This window comes from Janthinobacterium sp. TND4EL3 (genome assembly GCF_900156175.1).
GTDB lineage: Bacteria > Pseudomonadota > Gammaproteobacteria > Burkholderiales > Burkholderiaceae_D > Janthinobacterium.
On record NZ_FTMV01000006.1, the window covers coordinates 33,689 to 51,068 of the forward strand.

Below are 17,380 nucleotides of genomic sequence, written 5' to 3' on the forward strand. Positions count from 1 at the left end.
TTACGGGTAATACTGTCGTGATCGACCGCGTTATTCCGCGGCGGCGTTGGCTTGCTTGTGCGCCAGCGCTGCCTTGATGAACGAGGTAAACAGCGGATGGCCGGTGCGTGGCGTCGACTTGAACTCAGGATGGTATTGCACGCCCATATACCATGGGTGGGCATTTTCACCCGTGCGCGGCAATTCCATGATTTCGCACAAATCTTCGCTCGGCGTGCGGGCCGAAACGATCAGGCCAGCCGCTTCGACACGGGCCAGGTAGTGATTATTGGCTTCGTAGCGATGACGGTGACGCTCGGTCACCACGCTGCCGTAGATCTCGGAAGCGAGGGTGCCCGGATTGACGGCGCAGGTCTGCGCGCCAAGGCGCATGGTACCGCCCAGGTCCGAGTTTTCATCGCGCAACTCGACTTTACCATCGTGGTTTTGCCACTCATTGATCAGTGCAACGACAGGTTGATCCGTATCAAGGTCGAACTCGGTCGAATTCGCGTTCGGCATGCCAGCCTTGTTGCGCGCGTATTCGATCAGCGCCACCTGCATGCCCAGGCAGATGCCCAGGTAAGGGATCTTGTTTTCACGGGCGAACTGGGCCGCCTTGATCTTGCCTTCCACGCCGCGCTTGCCGAAGCCGCCCGGTACCAGGATGGCATCGTACTTGGCCAGGTTCTCGCAACCGGTCGTTTCGATTTCTTCCGAATCGATGTACTCGATGTTGACGCGGCTTTCCGTGTGGATGCCGGCGTGGCGCAGCGCTTCGATCAGCGACTTGTACGACTCGGTCAGCTCGACATACTTGCCGACCATGCCGACGGTCACTTCCGCCTTCGGGTGTTCCATCGTGTAGATCAGCTTGCTCCAGATCGACAGGTCGGCCGGTGCGGGATCGAGGTCCAGCGCGTCGCAGATGATCTTATCGAGGCCCTGGTCATGCAGCATTTGCGGCACTTTGTAGATGGTGTCGACGTCCCACACGGAAATGACGGCGTCTTCCTCGATGTTCGAGAACAGCGAGATCTTCGCGCGTTCGTCTTCCGGGATGGCGCGGTCGGCGCGGCACAGCAAGGCGTTCGGCAAGATGCCGATTTCGCGCAGCTTTTGCACCGAGTGCTGGGTCGGCTTGGTCTTCAGTTCGCCGGCCGAGGCGATGTAAGGCACCAGGGTCAGGTGGACGAAGGCCGTGTTCTTGCGGCCGGCGCGCAGGCTCAGCTGACGCGCCGCTTCCAGGAATGGCAACGATTCGATATCGCCGACGGTGCCGCCGATTTCGCACAGGGCCACGTCGTAGCCTTCGGCGCCACGGCGGATGTAATCCTGGATTTCATTGGTGATATGCGGAATCACCTGCACGGTCTTGCCCAGATATTCGCCCCGGCGTTCCTTGCGGATCACCGATTCATAGATCTGGCCAGTGGTGAAGTTATTCACCTTTTTCATGCGGGTGGAGATGAAGCGCTCGTAGTGACCGAGGTCGAGGTCGGTTTCGGCCCCGTCATCGGTGACGAAGACTTCACCGTGTTGCATAGGGCTCATCGTGCCAGGATCGACGTTGATATACGGGTCGAGCTTGAGCATGGTGACTTTAAGGCCGCGCGATTCGAGGATCGCGGCGAGGGAGGCGGCGGCAATCCCTTTTCCAAGGGAAGACACAACGCCACCAGTGACGAAGACAAATTTGGTCATTGCAGATGGTGCCGAACGGCACGTGCGGGAAATTGAAATTATACACTAAAGCCCGCCTGCGTCGCCCCCCGCACGTGGAAATTTGCGCCAAATACCGACTATCCGCCGCCCTCCTGCTGCCTACGCGCAACAAAATTACCGAATGGCAATAATTGAAATATTTCCAATTCCATACTTTGTGTGGGCGAGCGAACAGACCCTGCCGCGCCCCGGCCGCAGACTGGCATTTTCAACAGGAGGTCCATCATGAGCTACGAAGAACGCGACGCCTACGGCATGTATGTCAACCGCGGCCACAAAGGCCCCGGCCCTGAACTGATGGGTGCCGACACCCTGATCGGCGACCATGTGCACAACGCCAAGGATGAACACCTGGGCGAAATCAAGGAAATCATGATCGACATGCGCAGCGGCAAGATTGCCTATGCCGTCATGTCGCACGGCGGTGTCTTCACCATCGGCGAAAAGCTGTTCGCCGTGCCCTGGGAAGCGCTGCTGCTCGACACCGTCAACAAGCGCTTCACCCTCAACGTCGACAAGGAACGCATCGAAAACGCGCCCGGCTTCGATACGGATAACTGGCCGAACATGGCGGACCAGACGTGGGCCAATTCCATCCACAGTTACTATGGCACCACGCCGCGCGAGTATTAATTAGCCCCTGAGCGAAGGGCTGGGGTGCACCTTAAAACCGGTACTCCAGCCCCGCCACATACGTCCTGCCCCGCGCCGTGCTCAGCGGCGTGTTGTCCTGCGACTGCGACGGCATCGAGTTCAGCCGGTTCAGCGCTTCCGAGAAATCCTTGTTCATGGCGTTCTGCACGGACAGGCGCAGAAACAGGTTTTTCGACACCTGCCAGCTGGCATACAGGTCGACCACGGCCGGAATCTTCGGATTGTCGGCCTTCAGCACTTCGCCCGTCGCTTCGTCGGCTTCGTTGTCCGGCGACAGGCGGCGGTTCGCCCCCGTGTGCTTGATGATGGCGCCCAACTCCATTTTATTGTCCAGCAAACGCGTACCCACGTCGAGGTTGTAATACGTGCTGGGCAGTTCGCTGATGTCGGACGCGTCGAACCACGCGCTGGCGATCGACGTGGGCTGGCGCGTCGTTTCGCGCGTGTACGACAGGCGCGCATACGCCGGGCCCAGCTGGTATTGCGCTTCCAGTTCCCATCCGCGCGAGTGCACGGGCGTGGCCGAGTTGATGTAGATATACATGTTGGTCATGTAGTCATCCACGTTCTGCCAGTCATTGGCGAGCACTTCCGCGATATTACACTTGCGGCCGCGGTCGCACACGAGGAAGGACTGGCTGGTGATATAGCCGTCGATCTTGCTCTTGAAATACAGCGCCTTGAAGTGCAGCGCATCATTGGCGCTCAGCACGCCATGCAGGCTGGAATTGAAGCCCAGCTGATAGGTCGTCGCTTTTTCGCCCTTCAGGAACGGATTCATCGAGGCCCCGCCGTCGTTCGAGAAAAACACTTCCTGCGGATTCGGGCCGCGCATGGTGCGCTCGGCGCTGGCAAACGGCTGGAACCACGGCGTCAGCTGCGCGGAAACGAGCAGCGAAGGGTTGATGCCATGTTCCTTCAGCGCGATATTGCTCGCCCCTTGCGGGAAACACTGCACGCGCTCGTCGCAGGCCGGCTTGTGGCCCGTCAGCTCGAAGCTGGTGTAGTTCAGGCCCGCGTTGATCTGGGCCATGCCGCGGTTGTATTGCAGGCCAGCATACAGGCTGTCGATCTTTTGCTTGCCGACAGGGCCAAACGTGTTGTTTTCAATCGATTGCTGGTTCGCATCCCGATTATCCGGATCGTCGACGAGGCTTTCCACGTGCTTGCTGTACTTGTTGCGCATCAGCTTGCCACCCACCGTCACCAGCGCGTCGCCACCGGCCAGCCTGAAGCTGCTGGTGTTGTTGATATCAAAGGCATCGGCGCGGTTGGCCGCATTCGTGTTGATGAAATTGGTCAACGCCCCGGGCAAGTATGTCTGCTTGCCACGGCTGCTGCTGGCCACCACATTGAGGTCGATCAATTCGGAAAATGGCGTGTAGTGATATTTCACATAGTAATCATTGCTCTGGATATCGCGGCGCGTGTACGTATTGCGGTAATCGCGCGCCGACAGTTCCAAAGCGTGGAAGTCGCTCAAGGTGAGGTCCAGCTTGAGCAGCTGCGACTTGGGCTTTTGCTTGTAATAGCGGTTGTAACCGAAACCGAATTCCTCGCTGTTGACGCCTTTCGCATTCGTGTAGTTGTTGCCGATCACGCTGGCGCTGGTGGCGGCCATGAAGCCCACGCTGCCGCCGTCGAAGGCCGGGTTTTTCATCGCCACGGCCAGCATGGCGCTGCGGCCCACGCCGTTATTTCCTGTCGACAGCTTCGTGCGCGCGCCCGTTTTTTCGCCGGCGAAGACGACGTCATCGATGCCGATGGTGCGGAAGTTGGCGCTGCCTGCCAGCGCATTGACGCCGTCGCCGCCGGCGACATTGCCGCGCGACACGTCCACGCCGATGATGAAATTCGGGTCGATCAGGGCGCCGAACTGGCTGCTGGGCACGCCGCCGTGCGACACGGACGAGGGCGCGCTGCCATAGTAATTCTGGCTCACGCCATCGACCATCATGTTCACGCGGCCCAGGCCCGACAGGCCGCGGATGTTGACGCTGACGGCCCCTTGCGCCGGATCGATCTGGGTAAACGTGCCCGGCATGCTGCGCACGATCTGATCCACGCTCTGCAAGCGCGTGTCCGCGCCGCGCGCGCTGACGGCGCCCGGTTTTTCCAGCGCCTGCTGTTCCACGGAAACGGTTTCACCCGATACGTTCAGCGGCGAAAACACCACCTTGCCGCTTTCCTGCGACTGCGCCCCGGCTTGCTGCGCCAGCAGCGCCATGCAGACGCCCACGGCCCGTGCCATTGTCTTGATATGCATACACCCTCGATTTGTTATGTGATTGAAATAATGTGAAAAAATCAGCTGGCGCCGTGGCCGCTCCCGGCATCGAGCTTGAACGACACGGGCAAGGTGACCGTCACCGTGCCCTGGTGCAAGACGCTGGCGGGCGGCGCCGGCAGCGGCTGCGCCCGCTGCAGCACTTGCAGCGCTTCGCGGTCGAGCAGCACCGTGCCCGACGAAGTGACCAGTTCGCTGGCCAGCAGCTTGCCGTCGCCATCCACCTGGAAGCGCACCCAGGCGGCGCCGGCCCGCTTGCGCTGGCGCGCGTCGCCCGGATAGCGCGTGAAATGGGCCAGGTGGCCAAGCACCCGGCTTTGCCAGCTGGCCGGCGCCGCGCTGGCGGGCGGCGTGTCGCTGTCGAACGGCGCCGCCTGCGGACCGCGCACGGAGCTTGGTGCGGGCGTGGCGCTGCTGCTGGCCTGCGCGGGCACGGCAGCTTCCTTCGCGGCATCCTTGCCGGGATCAGGCGACGGACTGGCTTCTGCCTTCGCTTCTTGTTCCGCCACGGCAATGTCCGGCGCGGCGGCGCGCGCCAGCACGGGCAGCGCTTCTTGCCTGGTCGTACTCTTTTTCGGTTGGGCGGCGCTGGACGCGGCCGACCGGCGCGCCCCGACCGCTGCCGCCTGTTGTGTCTCCGGCGACATCGCCTGTGCGGCAAACACGACCATCACGCTGGCGGGCGGCTGCGCGGATGCCAGGGGCGCGGGGCGCCAGGCCGCCCACAGCAGCAGCGCCAGCGCCGTGGCCGCCACCAGCGCCGTGGCGATGCCCCAGCTCAATACCGGACGCAATTCCAGCGTGTACGGCCCTTTCACCCGCCCTCCCGGCCCACCAGGCCCACTTTCAGGTAGCCGGCCCGGCGCAGGGCATCCATCACGCCCAGCACGTCGTCATACGCGGCTTGCTTATCGGCCTGGAAGAACAGGGTGCGCTGGCGGTCGCCGCCCGTCTGCGCGTCGAGCAGACTGCCCAATTGCTCGCGCGCCACGGGCGACTCGCCCAGATACAGGCTGTGGTCGGCTTTCAGGGAAACGAACAGGGGCTTGTCGGGACGCGGTTCGGGCTGGGCCGTGGCGGCCGGCAAGTCGATCTTCAGGTCGACGGTGGCCAGCGGCGAGACCACCATGAAGATGATCAAGAGCACCAGCATCACGTCGATGAAGGGCGTGACATTGATCTCGCTCAATTCCGGCATGTCGGCCGCGTCGTCGTCCTGCGACGGGAAAAGGCTGGCCATGGCTCAGGCCTGCCGGCGCGCGTCGAGGTCGCGGCTGAGCATCAGCAGCACTTGCGCGGAAGCGGCGCGCAGCTGCGCCTTGTACTGATTGATGCCACGGCTCAGGACGTTGTAGATGACGACGGCGGGTATCGCCGCCACCAGGCCCAGCGCGGTGGCCAGCAAGGCTTCCGCGATACCGGGCGCGACGGTCGCCAGATTCGTGCTCTGGCTGACGGCGATGCCGATAAAACTGTTCATGATGCCCCACACGGTGCCGAACAGGCCGACGAAGGGCGCCACGGCGCCGATACTGGCGAGCAGGCCGATGCCCTGCGTCATCGCGCGCACCTGCTGCGCAATGAACTGTTCCTGGCGAAAGCCGGCCCGCTCCCTCAAAGACTCCGCCGGCGCGCTGGCGTGCGACAGGCTCAGCTCCTGCTGTACCTCAGCGAGCAGCTGCTGCGCCAGCGAGGCTGCACCGGCACCCTCCGCCTTGACGGCCGCATCCGGCAGGGACGTGGCCGTCTTCAGCACGGCGACGGCTTGCGCCGCCGCGCGCCGCGCCTGCAGCAAGCTGGCGCCCTTCACCAGCAGGACCACCCAGGTGGCCAGCGCGGCGAGCAGCAAGCCGATGAGCACGCTTTTGACGACCTGGTCGGCGGCAAGGAACATGCCCAGCGGCGACATATCGTGCGGCAAGGCGGACGCTTGCGCCGTTGCATGGAACAGGGAAAGAAACACGCCGCCGGCGGCGGCTTTGATACAGAGGATACGCATGGGAGCTTCAACAGGTAACAGGCATGGCTGCGCCAACGGCGCGCACGCGCATGCAAAAAATCGGAAAAACTACCTGGCTGCTGCGAAGAAGCTTGCTGGGGAGGAATTACAACGGATTACTTGGCGCTGGCGACGGCGGGCGCCGCCGCTGGCGTGTACCAGACGAAATCGGCCTGCGGCGCCTGCACCGTGGCGCCCTGCTGCGCCAGCACCAGCACCAGCGGCGCGGGGCCGCCCGTCAAGTCCTGCACGTGCAGCGGCACGCCCAGGTCCTTGTGGGCATGGTAGGCGCCGGCGATCAGCAGGGCCGGCGCGGGCGCGGCCAGCAGGCGCTCGGCCATGCGGCGGTCGCGCTGCTGCTGCACCGACAGCATGGCCGCCAGGCGCGGCGCGTCGATCTGGTTGTCGTGCATGACGCGGATGATGTCTTTCAGTTTGTCATGCACCTTGCCCTCGTTGGCCAGGTTCGAATGCTTGCCCTGCACGGCCGGCTGGTCGACAAACAGCTGCTTGATTTCGCTGCGGTCCAGGTTGGCCGACCAGACGGGATACGGCGCGCGCATGACGGTCATGACCAGCTCGCCATATTGCGCCCACTTCCAGCCTGGTTGCCACGCCAGCAGCTCGGCCACGTGCTCGGGGCGCACGACGGGGTCCGTCTGCAGCCAGGGCTTGACCTTGTCCACCTTGGCTTGCTGGTCCGGGTTCAGCATTTCCAGCAGCACGCTGCCTTGCGGACGCTGGCCCTGCAACTGCTGCAGCAGCCACTGCTCGATCCGGTGGTGGCTGAGCTGGTCATGCTGCTCGCCCACGATGACCCTCGGGGCGGCGGCCAGCCGGGCCAGCAATTGCTCGGCAGTCAAGCGCTGGCCGCTGCGCAGGTCGACGATCTCGCCCAGCTGGCGCACGTCCTGCGCCGTGGCGGCGGAGACCGTGCCTGTGACGGGCGCGACACTGCTGCAGGCGCTCAGCGCCAGCACGCAGGCGGGCAGGACGGCGGCGAGGGACAGGGGGAATTTCATGGCATGGCCTTTCGGGTGGAAGCACGCATTGCAAAATAACTACTGGCGGGCATTCTAATGGAAATGATTCTCATTTACAACCAATGCACGGCGCGCCGGGCGGAATTTTTTACAAGCGGCAAAAAAATCAAATGGCGCGTCGGTGAAATCCCCGGGCGCGGAGTAGAATAAAAAAAACGGAGGACTTGCGTGAATCAAACTGACCAGTTGGCGGTGCTGAAAAAACCGCTGCCCGAATCTCTTGCTGCCGTACTTTCCCTGATCTTTGCCGACCGCTTTTCCATGACGCAAGCCATGCGCGCACACCATGGCCGCGACGAGTCGAGCTATCCTCCCATGCTGCCCGATGCCGTCATCTTCGCCCATTCCACCGAGGAAGTGGCGGCCGCCGTCAAGCTGTGCAGCGCGCACGACGTGCCCGTCATCGCCTACGGCAGTGGCACCTCGCTCGAAGGCCACGTGCTGGCCCTGCATGGCGGCGTGACGATTGATCTGTCGCAAATGAATCACATGGTAGCAGTGCATGATGAAGACTTGACGGCCACCGTGCAGGCGGGCGTCACGCGCAAGCAGCTCAACGAGGAAATCCGCGACACGGGCCTGTTCTTCCCCATCGACCCGGGCGCCAATGCCTCGCTGGGCGGCATGGCCGCCACGCGCGCCTCGGGCACGAATGCCGTGCGCTACGGCACCATGCGCGAAAACGTGCTGGCCCTGACGGTGGTCACGGCGGACGGCCGCATCATCAGGACGGGGACCAGGGCGAAAAAATCCTCGGCCGGCTACGACCTGACGCGTTTGTTCGTCGGCAGCGAGGGGACCCTGGGCATCATCACGGAAGTGACCGTGAAACTGTATCCGCTGCCCGAAGCGATTTCGGCGGCCGTGTGTTCGTTTCCCGGCACGGGCGAAGCCGTCAGCGCCGTGATCCAGACCATCCAGATGGGTATTCCCGTGGCGCGGGTCGAGTTTCTCGATGAAAATGGCGTGAAGGCCATCAATGCCTATGACAAGATGGCGCTGCCGGAAAAGCCGCTGCTGCTGTTTGAATTCCACGGCACGCCGGCCAGCGTGGCCGAGCAGGCGCAGCTGGTGCAAGCCATCACGGCGGAACACGGCGCCAGCGATTTCGAGTGGGCCAGCCGCCCCGAAGACCGCTCGCGCCTGTGGGCCGCGCGCCACAACGCCTATTTCGCCCTGCTGCAGATGCGCCCCGGCAGCCGCGCCATTTCCACCGACTGCTGCGTGCCGATTTCGCGCCTGGCCGAATGCATCCTGGCCACCCAGGCCGATTGCGAGGCGCAGGGCCTCGTCTACGCCATCATCGGCCACGTCGGCGACGGCAATTTCCACGTGCAGATGCTGGTCGACCCGGACGACCCGGCCGACGTCGCCCGCGCGGAAAAGGTCAACAGCGACATGGTCACGCGCGCCATCGGCATGGACGGCACCTGCACCGGCGAACACGGCGTGGGCATGCACAAGATGGCTTTTCTCGTGGAAGAACATGGTGAGGGCGCCATCGACACCATGCGCGCCCTCAAGCATGCGCTGGACCCGAAGAACATCATGAATCCCGGCAAGATCGTGCGCTGGTGATCAGGGCGTCAATGCCATGCGCATCGGCACGAAGGCAATCCCGCCCGTCTCCACCTTCGGCCCCGTGGCGACAAAGCCCAGGCTTTCGTACAGGGGCAAGGCGTAGACCGAGGAATTGACGGTAAACGCCGTCACCTCGCCCCTGGCCAGCGACGCATCGCGGGCCGCCTGCCACAGGCGGCGCGCCATGCCGCGCCGGTGCAGGGCGCGCGGCACGAACATGTGGAACAGATGCGTGTTGTCGCGCATGGCCACCACGCCGGCCAGCGCGCCGTCGATATGCGCGAGCTGGTAAGCATAGTTGGGCAGCGACAGATATTGTTCGATGGCCGGCTGGCGGCAGTGCTCGATGAACTTTTCCGCGCCCGCGCCGTCCGGGTGCAGGGTCAGAAAAGGCATCAGGTCGTCGATCAGGGCGACGATGGCGGGCGCGTCGGCGACCAGGGCGGGACGCAGTGTCGGTTCGGGTAAGGTAGTCATATGACAATCATGCCACCGTCCGGACGATGTTGACAAGCATCAACAAAAATCGCGGCTGCTCGTGCGCAAGCGCCCCAGCAAATGCGACATGTCGACCAGGCGCTTGGCCACCAGGTTGCACACCATGCCCTCCCTTTGCCACACGCCGTACACGCCCAGCAGCGGCGCGCTCAAGACCTCGCGCCGCTGGCTTTCCACCAGGTCGGGCCAGACGATGACGTTGACCGTGCCCGTCTCGTCTTCCAGGGTCATGAAGAGCACGCCCTTGGCCGTGCCCGGACGCTGGCGCACGGTGACGATGCCGCAGGCGCGCGCCACTTGCCCGCTCGTGTAAGTCATCAGGGTGGACGCGGGCAGGAAGCGCTGTTCCAGCAATGACTTGCGCAGCAGCGCCAGCGGGTGGCGCCCCAGGGTCAGGCCTTGCGCGCGGTAATCGCTGACGATGCTCTCGCCTTCCGTGGGCGCGGCCAGCATGGGCAAGTCTTCCTCTGGCGTGGTATCGCGCAGCAAGTCCCTGTCGGGCACGGCGCCGGCCGCCTGCCACAGCGCCGCGCGCCGGTGCCCGGCCAGCGCGTGCAGCGCGTTGCCGGCAGCCAACACCTGCAAGTCATGGCGGTCCAGGCCGCCGCGCCGCGCCAGGTCGGCCACGTCGACGAAGGCGGCGATGGCGCGCGCATCCTCGATGCGCGCGGCCGCCTGCGCGCGCATGCCGAACAGGCTGTTCAAGCCCAGGCGCACGGCCGGCGCCCTCCCCTCGCCTTCCAGGGCCGCCTCCCAGCCGCTGACGGCCACATCGACGGGCAGCACGGGCACGCCATGGCGGCGGGCATCCTGCACCAGTTGCGAGGGGCTGTAAAAGCCCATGGGCTGGCTGTTGAGCAAGGCGCACAAAAAGGCGGCCGGCTCGTGGCATTTCAGCCAGGAACTGGCGTAGGTCAGCAGGGCGAAACTGGCCGCGTGCGACTCGGGAAAACCGTATTCGCCGAAACCCTCGATCTGGCTGAAGATGGCGTCGGCAAACTCTTTATCATAGCCATTCTTCACCATGGCGCTGACGATGCGTTCCTGGTAATTATTCATGCCGCCCTTGCGTTTCCACGCCGCCATGGCGCGCCGCAACTGGTCCGCTTCGCCGGGCGTGAAATTGGCCGCGATGACGGCCACCTGCATCACCTGCTCCTGGAAGATGGGAATGCCCAGGGTGCGCCCCAGCGCCTTTTCCAGGCCCTTCGGATACTCGACCGCTTCTTTCCGCTGGCGCCGCTGCAGATACGGATGCACCATGCCGCCCTGGATGGGGCCGGGGCGCACCAGCGCCACTTCGATGACGAGGTCGTAGAATGTGCGCGGGCGCAGGCGCGGCAGCATGCTCATCTGCGCGCGCGACTCGATCTGGAACACGCCGACGGTATCGGCCTCGCACATCATGTCGTAGGTGGCGCGGTCTTCAGCGGGAATATCCTGCATCCGGAATTGCTCGCCGCGCCGCGCCCCCACCAGTTCCAGGGCGCGGCGCAGGGCCGACAGCATGCCCAGCGCCAGCACGTCGACCTTCATCAGGCCCAGTTCTTCCAGGTCGTCCTTGTCCCACTCGATGACGCTGCGCTCGGCCATGGCGGCGTTTTCTATCGGCACCAGGCGCGACAGCTTTCCTTGCGCAATCACAAAGCCGCCCGGATGCTGCGACAGATGGCGGGGAAAGCCCAGCAACTGCTGCGCCAGCGAAGCCCACTGCTGCGACAGTGCCGCCTGCGGGTCCAGGCCGCATTCGGCCAGGCGGCTCAACAGATCGTGCTTGCCGTCGAACCAGCGATGCGCCTTGCATACTTTTTCCACGATGGCCAGGTCCACGCCCAGCGCCCGGCCGCTGTCGCGCAAGGCGCTCTTGGGCCGGTAGCTGATCACCACGGCGGCCAGCGCGGCCCGCTCGCGCCCATATTTTCCGTAGATATACTGGATGACTTCTTCGCGCCGCTGGTGCTCGAAATCGACGTCGATGTCGGGCGGCTCGTTGCGCTCGCGCGACATGAAGCGCCCGACCAGGCAATTGCCGCGCGCCGGGTCCACTTCCGTGATGTGCAGGCAATAGCAGACGGCCGAATTGGCGGCCGAGCCCCGGCCCTGGCACAGGATGTCTTGCGAGCGCGCAAAGCGCACGATATCGTAGACGGTCAAAAAGTACGCTTCGTAGGAAAGATCCCGGATCAGCTCCAGTTCCTGCTCGATCTGCTCCTGCACGTTGGCCGGGATACCGAGCGGAAAGCGCACGCGCGCGCCCGCATACGTTTCTTCGCGCAAATACGTCGCCGGCGTGTGGCCGTCCGGCACCAGCTCGCCGGGATAGTCATAGCGCAGGCTGTCGAGCGAAAACGTGCACAGCCCCGCGAGGCGCACGGTTTCCGCCAGCGCTTGCGGCGGATACACATTGGCCAGGCGCAAACGGGCGCGCAGATGCTGCTCCGCATTTTGCGCCAGCGCATAGCCGCACTCGCCCACGGGTTTACCCACGCGTATCGCGCACAGGGTGTCGAGCAGGGGCTTGCGCGACCGCACATGCATGCACACATGGCCGACGGCCACCACGGGCAGGCCCAGCGCCTGCGCCGCCGCCTGCACGGCGCCGCGGTGCGCATCATCCTGCGCCCGCTGCAGCAGGTTCAGGCCGATCCAGCTGCGCTCGCCGCCAAAGGTGGCCGCCATCCACGCGCCGTGCGCGCGCACGGTTTCCGCCTCGGCCGGATAGCCGGGCAGCAAGACCATCAGGCAGCCAGGCAGCCCCCGCAAATGGGCAAACCCGGCCGATGGCGCGGCGAAATCGTCGGGCGTCAGCAAGTAGCGCCCCTTGGCCGCCCGCGTGCGCGCCATGGTGATCAGTTCCGACAGGTTGCCGTACCCTTCGCAATCGCGCACCAGCGCCAGCAGCGACGGCCCCGCGCTGCCGTCGGCCTGCGTGAGGTGAAAATGCGCGCCTATGATCAGCGGAAAGTCGGCCCGCTTGGCCACCGCATGGGCGCGCACGACACCGGCCAGCGAACACTCGTCCGTGATGGCCAGTGCGTGATAACCGAGCTGGACTGCGCGCGCCACCAGCTCCTGCGCATGCGAGGCCCCCTGCAAAAAGCTGAAATTGCTCAGGCAGTACAACTCAGCATACTCGGGTAAGACTGCGCCCCACATGATCCACCTCAATACTGTATATAAACACAGTATATTATACTCATCTGGAATAGGGCTTATCGTTTATGCTGGCGTTTTCCCTTTTGCCCCGACCGCCATGATCGTCCAACTTCTGAAATGTTTCGGCGCCGCTCCCGGCAACGGCAATGCGGCCCTGGTCGTGGAAAACGACGGCAGCAGCGAAGCCGAGCGCCAGGACTTCGCCCGCGCGCGGCAAGTGAGCGCCTGCGTCTTCCTCGACCGCCAGGCGGACGGCGGCATCGTGCTCGACTATTTTTATCCGCACACGCGCAGCCCCCTGTGCCTGCACGCCACCCTGGCGGCCGCGCACGTGCTGCTGACGGCGCCCGGCGCTCCGGCGGCGCTGACGGTGAGCACCGCCATGCGCGGGCAAGCCCTGCAGCTGCTGCGCCGCGCGGAAGGGATATTCATCGGCCTGGCGCCGCAGCCCGCGCCGGCCGTCACGGTGGAAAAATATGTGCCGTCCGAACTCATGGGCCAGCACATGCACTTGCCGTCACCGCCCGTGATCGCCTCCGTCGGCAGTCCGAAGCTGCTGCTGGAAGTGGCCGACCGCACCACCCTGCGCGCGCTGCGGCCGAACCTGGAACTGATCGCCGACTGGAGCGCCCTGCACCAGGTCAGCGGCTGCTACGCGTATTGCCGCACGGGCGAAAACGAGTTCGAGGGGCGCAACTTCAACCACCGCGACCCGGCACTCGAAGACAGCGCCACGGGCGTGGCGGCGGGCGCGCTGTCAGCGCATCTGCAACGGTCGCTGCGCCTGCATCAGGGCCACGTGATGCAGCAGCCGTGCCTGATCGAGGTGCACTACGGCGCAGACGCAATCTGGGTGGGCGGCATGGTGCAACGCAGCACCTGAACGGGGCAGCGCGCACCGGTACAAGGCAAGCGGGGCAGCGGCCAAAAGATAATCAACCAGGAAACAACAGTTACAGTAAATTTGTAATAACAAAACAAAGTATCGCTGGTGAATGCTGAAATGAAGGCACTAGAATCAAGTCACGAATCTTGCTCATCAGCCACTTGGAGACACCGCGTGCCCACCCTCACCACCTTGCGTCAAGCCATCCTCATCAGCCTCTACGGCAGCGCCGCCCTGGCCACGTTCAGCCCCGCCGCCATGGCACAGAGCGGCGACACGGCCGCCACGGACGGTCCCGTGCAAACGGTCAGCGTGGTCGGCTCGCGCCGCGTCGCCAGTTCCGCCACCGACACCATGGTGCCGGTCGATATCATTCCGATTTCCAAGGTGGCCGAGCAAGGCGGGCAGTTTGACCTGGCGCAATCGCTGCAATACATCTCGCCCTCGTTCAACTCCACGCGCCAGACGGGTGCCGATGGCGCCGACCTCGTCGATTCAGCCGCCCTGCGCGGCCTCGGTTCGGACCAGACCCTCGTGCTGGTGAACGGCAAGCGGCGCCACACGACGGCCCTGGTCAACCTGTTTGGCGCGCGCAACCGCGGCAACACGGGCACGGACATGAATGCGATTCCTTTGCTGGCGATCAAGAACGTGCAAGTGCTGCGCGACGGCGCCGCGGCCCAGTACGGCTCGGACGCCATTGCCGGCGTGATCGACATCGAACTGAAGAAAAGCCTGGGCTGCGAAGCGGTGGCCGGCTACAGCCAGTACTCGGCCGGCGACGGCAAGAATTACATGACCTCCGCCTACTGCGGCATCGCGCTGGGCGACAAGGGCACGCTCGCCATCACGGGCGAATACCTGGACCGGGGCCGCTCGAACCGGGCCGACGCGGACAGCATGCGCATCATCGGCGACACCAAGGCCAGGAACAAGACCCTGTACGTCAATGGCGATTACGCCACCAGCAGCACGGGCAAGCTGTACTTCACGGCCGGCGCGCAGACGCGCGACGCATCCAGCGCCGCGTTCGGCCGGGGCGGCATCGGCAGCGATGACATTCCATCGCGCAATTCGGCCGCCATGTATCCAAACGGTTTCGTGCCCTTCATTAACGGCAAGATCGACGACCAGTACGCCACCATCGGCCACCGCAGCCAGATCGGCGAATGGCATGCTGACTTTTCGCAAACCTATGGCTACAACAAGATGCGCTACGACATCAGCCATACCCTGAACGCCTCGATCGCCAACCTCGACTTGATGAACGGCGGCAAGGGCATCAGCGCCAGCAACTTTGACGCGGGCGGCTTCTCGTTCCAGCAGCTGACCAGCAACGCCGATTTCAGCCGCTATTACGATACGGTAATGAGCGGCATGAACGTGGCCTTCGGCGCCGAGTACCGCAGCGAGGAGTACAAGATCATGGCGGGCGAGCCGAACTCCTACATCGATGCCGACGGCGTGGGCGTGGGCGGCAATGCGGGCAGCCAGGGCTTTCCCGGCTTCCAGCCAGGCGACGCCACCAAGGCCAAGCGCCACAGCATCGCCGCGTATGCCGACGTGGAACTGGACTGGACGGAACGCCTGAAAACCCAGGCCGCCCTGCGCTATGAAAAATTCAGCGATTTCGGCTCCACCGTGACGGGCAAGCTGGCCGCCAGCTATAAAGTGGCGCCCAACGTGCTGCTGCGCGGCTCGGCCAGCACGGGTTTCCGCGCGCCATCGTTGCAGCAAGTGTATTTCTCGTCCACCTTCACCGACTTCATCGGCGGCGTGCCCACCGACGTGGTGCTGGCGCCGAACGGCGGCACCGTCGCCAATGCGGCCGGCATTCCCAAGCTGAAGGAAGAAAAATCCACCAGCTTTACGTTCGGCACCACCTGGACGCCCACGCAAGCCATTTCCGTGACGGCCGACTTGTACAACATCAAGATCAAGGACCGCATCGTGCTGTCGGGCCGCTTCAATGCCGACAACTACCCGGACCTGGCCGCGCGCCTGGCCCTCTTGGGCGTGGGCGAAGCGCAATTCTTCGTTAACTCCATCGATACGCGCACGCGCGGCCTGGACCTGACGGCCTCGCACAAGGGCGAACTGGCCGGCAACCGCCTGACCACCTTCCTGGCCTTGAATTTGAGCAAAACGGAAGTGACGAAAGTCAAGACGCCCGCCTCGCTGGCGGGCTTCGAAGACGTGCTGCTGTCCGAACGCGAACGCCTGTTCATCGAACAGGGCGGCCCCCGTTCGAAAGCCACGCTGGGCTTCGACTACGTCACGGGCAAGCTGGAGTCGGACCTGCGCATCATCTATTTTGGTCCGCAAACCCTGGGCACCTTCAGCGGCACGGCCGCCGGCGTACCGAACGCCCATTACGCGGCCAAGACCTCGGCCGACCTGAGCTTCACCTACAGCATCAACAAAAACACCAAGCTGACCTTTGGCGGCAACAACATCTTCAACGTCAAGCCCACCACGCAAAACGCGGACGAGACGGACAATGGCTTCAAGTACGACAGCGTGCAGTTCGGCCTGAACGGCGCCTCGTATTTCGGACGGCTGTGGGTGAAGTTCTGACCACCGTGTCCGCATAAGAAAACAGCGGCTGCGCCGGCATGGGCAGCCGCTGTTGTTTCCACTTGCCTCGACGCGCCGGATCTGGCGCACAGCTTATTTCTGCGGCAGATCCATGCTGAACGATTTGGTGTACTTGCCCATGATCTGCCTGATCTCGCCACTGCTGGTGAGTTTTCGTAGCGCCTCTTTTAATGCCAACTGGGTTTCCGGGCGTGCGTTTTTCCTGGATAAAAACAGAATGAAATCGTTGCTGCCCAGGACGAGCGGAGTACCCAGGTCTGCCGCTTTGATGCCGGCCATATAGGCGCCGTAATACAAGCCCACGCTGGAGCCTATTCCCGCATCCAGACGTCGCATTGACAACATTTTTGCCATTGCCACGTAGTCATTGACAGAATACTTCTGGATCGCATTGTCCGTATCAAATTGCTCTACATATTTGCTGGTGCGGACGATGCCTACGGTCTTGCCGCGCAATTCGTCCAGATGACGGTAGTGCGTCCCCGACGGGCCGACCACGATGACAGGCATCGACACGACAACGCCGACCGCCACGGCGCCGCGCGTCATCTGCTCATTGCCGAAACGTATGGTAAAGTCGGCGCTTCCGTTTTCAATATCGGCGGCGGTTCTGGGATAGGGGATCAGGGAATTGGTGTAGGCGAAGCCGGCCACTTCTGCGATGCGATTGCCGATTTCGTACATCATGCCGGTGGGCCGGCCATCGCTGCCAACGAATCCCCACGGCGGGCCGTGGATGGTTTCAATCCTGAGCGGCGCGCTCATGGCGCACCAGGGCTGCACCAGCAACATCACGGCAATTGCAAGCCGCCTGAAAATTATCACGTTCATCACTTTGCTACGTTCGTGTATTCAATTCGGACATTATATGGCATGCCCGAACTGGCTCCATGCATCGCCGCGAGTCCCCAGGCCACGCTTGAGCCATCCCTGCAGGCCAAAGCGAGCGGCGTGGGTGCGGCCAACTTTCTTTG

At 63.7% G+C, this 17,380-nt stretch carries 13 protein-coding genes; 4 read left to right on the forward strand and 9 right to left on the reverse strand.

Annotated elements, in window-relative coordinates:
- Positions 1-30: 30 nt before the first annotated feature.
- Positions 31-1,683 carry a CTP synthase gene (locus BXA07_RS11240; RefSeq protein ID WP_076568032.1) on the reverse strand — a complete coding sequence of 551 codons (1,653 nt, stop codon included), beginning with the start codon at positions 1,681-1,683 and terminating at the stop codon, positions 31-33.
- Between the two features lie 246 nt (positions 1,684-1,929).
- Between BXA07_RS11240 and BXA07_RS11245 the strand changes: the two genes are divergently transcribed.
- Complete coding sequence (locus tag BXA07_RS11245; protein WP_070221439.1) at positions 1,930-2,337, forward strand: PRC-barrel domain-containing protein; 408 nt, start codon at positions 1,930-1,932, stop codon at positions 2,335-2,337.
- 31 nt (positions 2,338-2,368) lie between these two features.
- Here BXA07_RS11245 and BXA07_RS11250 read toward each other — a convergent pair whose 3' ends face one another.
- The 5 genes from BXA07_RS11250 to BXA07_RS11270 all read right to left on the reverse strand — a co-directional run bounded on the left by BXA07_RS11250 (position 2,369) and on the right by BXA07_RS11270 (position 7,666).
- The gene (locus BXA07_RS11250) at positions 2,369-4,624 is read right to left on the reverse strand and encodes a TonB-dependent receptor domain-containing protein (RefSeq protein WP_076568033.1); all 2,256 of its coding nucleotides are present in this window, start codon (positions 4,622-4,624) and stop codon (positions 2,369-2,371) included.
- A 41-nt stretch (positions 4,625-4,665) separates the two neighbouring features.
- Positions 4,666-5,463, reverse strand: a complete 798-nt coding sequence (locus tag BXA07_RS11255; protein WP_076568034.1) for an energy transducer TonB family protein — start codon at positions 5,461-5,463, stop codon at positions 4,666-4,668.
- On the reverse strand, positions 5,460-5,885 hold the full coding sequence (exbD, locus tag BXA07_RS11260) for a TonB system transport protein ExbD (protein WP_076568035.1): 426 nt from the start codon (positions 5,883-5,885) through the stop codon (positions 5,460-5,462). The genes BXA07_RS11255 and exbD overlap by 4 nt, the downstream gene beginning before the upstream one ends.
- Positions 5,886-5,888: 3 nt before the next feature.
- Positions 5,889-6,644: a tonB-system energizer ExbB gene (exbB, locus tag BXA07_RS11265; protein WP_076568036.1), complete on the reverse strand. Its 756-nt coding sequence runs from the start codon at positions 6,642-6,644 to the stop codon at positions 5,889-5,891.
- 116 nt (positions 6,645-6,760) lie between these two features.
- Entirely contained in the window at positions 6,761-7,666 is a 906-nt protein-coding gene (locus BXA07_RS11270) for a ChaN family lipoprotein (RefSeq protein ID WP_076568037.1), read from the reverse strand.
- 189 nt (positions 7,667-7,855) lie between these two features.
- Here BXA07_RS11270 and BXA07_RS11275 point away from each other — a divergent pair, with 189 nt between their 5' ends.
- Positions 7,856-9,265, forward strand: a complete 1,410-nt coding sequence (locus BXA07_RS11275; protein WP_076568038.1) for an FAD-binding oxidoreductase — start codon at positions 7,856-7,858, stop codon at positions 9,263-9,265.
- Here the strand turns inward: BXA07_RS11275 and BXA07_RS11280 are convergent, their stop codons facing one another.
- Complete coding sequence (locus BXA07_RS11280; protein ID WP_076568039.1) at positions 9,266-9,745, reverse strand: GNAT family N-acetyltransferase; 480 nt, start codon at positions 9,743-9,745, stop codon at positions 9,266-9,268.
- Positions 9,746-9,784: 39 nt separating this feature from the next.
- Positions 9,785-12,922: an error-prone DNA polymerase gene (locus tag BXA07_RS11285; RefSeq protein ID WP_076568040.1), complete on the reverse strand. Its 3,138-nt coding sequence runs from the start codon at positions 12,920-12,922 to the stop codon at positions 9,785-9,787.
- 97 nt (positions 12,923-13,019) lie between these two features.
- Here BXA07_RS11285 and BXA07_RS11290 point away from each other — a divergent pair, with 97 nt between their 5' ends.
- Both BXA07_RS11290 and BXA07_RS11295 read left to right on the forward strand, forming a co-directional pair.
- Positions 13,020-13,805 carry a PhzF family phenazine biosynthesis protein gene (locus tag BXA07_RS11290; protein ID WP_076568041.1) on the forward strand — a complete coding sequence of 262 codons (786 nt, stop codon included), beginning with the start codon at positions 13,020-13,022 and terminating at the stop codon, positions 13,803-13,805.
- Between the two features lie 177 nt (positions 13,806-13,982).
- Positions 13,983-16,385, forward strand: coding sequence for a TonB-dependent receptor plug domain-containing protein (locus BXA07_RS11295; protein ID WP_076568042.1), 2,403 nt, complete (start codon positions 13,983-13,985; stop codon positions 16,383-16,385).
- Between the two features lie 93 nt (positions 16,386-16,478).
- On the opposite strand, the gene BXA07_RS11300 is transcribed toward BXA07_RS11295, so the two are convergent.
- Positions 16,479-17,237, reverse strand: a complete 759-nt coding sequence (locus BXA07_RS11300; protein ID WP_083708170.1) for a substrate-binding periplasmic protein — start codon at positions 17,235-17,237, stop codon at positions 16,479-16,481.
- Between the last annotated feature and the right edge of the window lie 143 nt (positions 17,238-17,380).

What these genes read in the sequence shown, in the direction of transcription:
- BXA07_RS11290 (WP_076568041.1), top strand. Translation starts at nt 13,020, where the DNA reads ATGATCGTCCAACTTCTGAAATGTTTCGGCGCCGCTCCCGGCAACGGC.
- BXA07_RS11245 (WP_070221439.1), top strand. Translation starts at nt 1,930, where the DNA reads ATGAGCTACGAAGAACGCGACGCCTACGGCATGTATGTCAACCGCGGC.
- BXA07_RS11280 (WP_076568039.1), bottom strand. Translation starts at nt 9,745, where the DNA reads ATGACTACCTTACCCGAACCGACACTGCGTCCCGCCCTGGTCGCCGAC.
- BXA07_RS11285 (WP_076568040.1), bottom strand. Translation starts at nt 12,922, where the DNA reads ATGTGGGGCGCAGTCTTACCCGAGTATGCTGAGTTGTACTGCCTGAGC.
- BXA07_RS11250 (WP_076568033.1), bottom strand. Translation starts at nt 4,624, where the DNA reads ATGCATATCAAGACAATGGCACGGGCCGTGGGCGTCTGCATGGCGCTG.
- BXA07_RS11270 (WP_076568037.1), bottom strand. Translation starts at nt 7,666, where the DNA reads ATGAAATTCCCCCTGTCCCTCGCCGCCGTCCTGCCCGCCTGCGTGCTG.
- exbB (WP_076568036.1), bottom strand. Translation starts at nt 6,644, where the DNA reads ATGCGTATCCTCTGTATCAAAGCCGCCGCCGGCGGCGTGTTTCTTTCC.
- exbD (WP_076568035.1), bottom strand. Translation starts at nt 5,885, where the DNA reads ATGGCCAGCCTTTTCCCGTCGCAGGACGACGACGCGGCCGACATGCCG.
- BXA07_RS11240 (WP_076568032.1), bottom strand. Translation starts at nt 1,683, where the DNA reads ATGACCAAATTTGTCTTCGTCACTGGTGGCGTTGTGTCTTCCCTTGGA.
- BXA07_RS11300 (WP_083708170.1), bottom strand. Translation starts at nt 17,237, where the DNA reads ATGAACGTGATAATTTTCAGGCGGCTTGCAATTGCCGTGATGTTGCTG.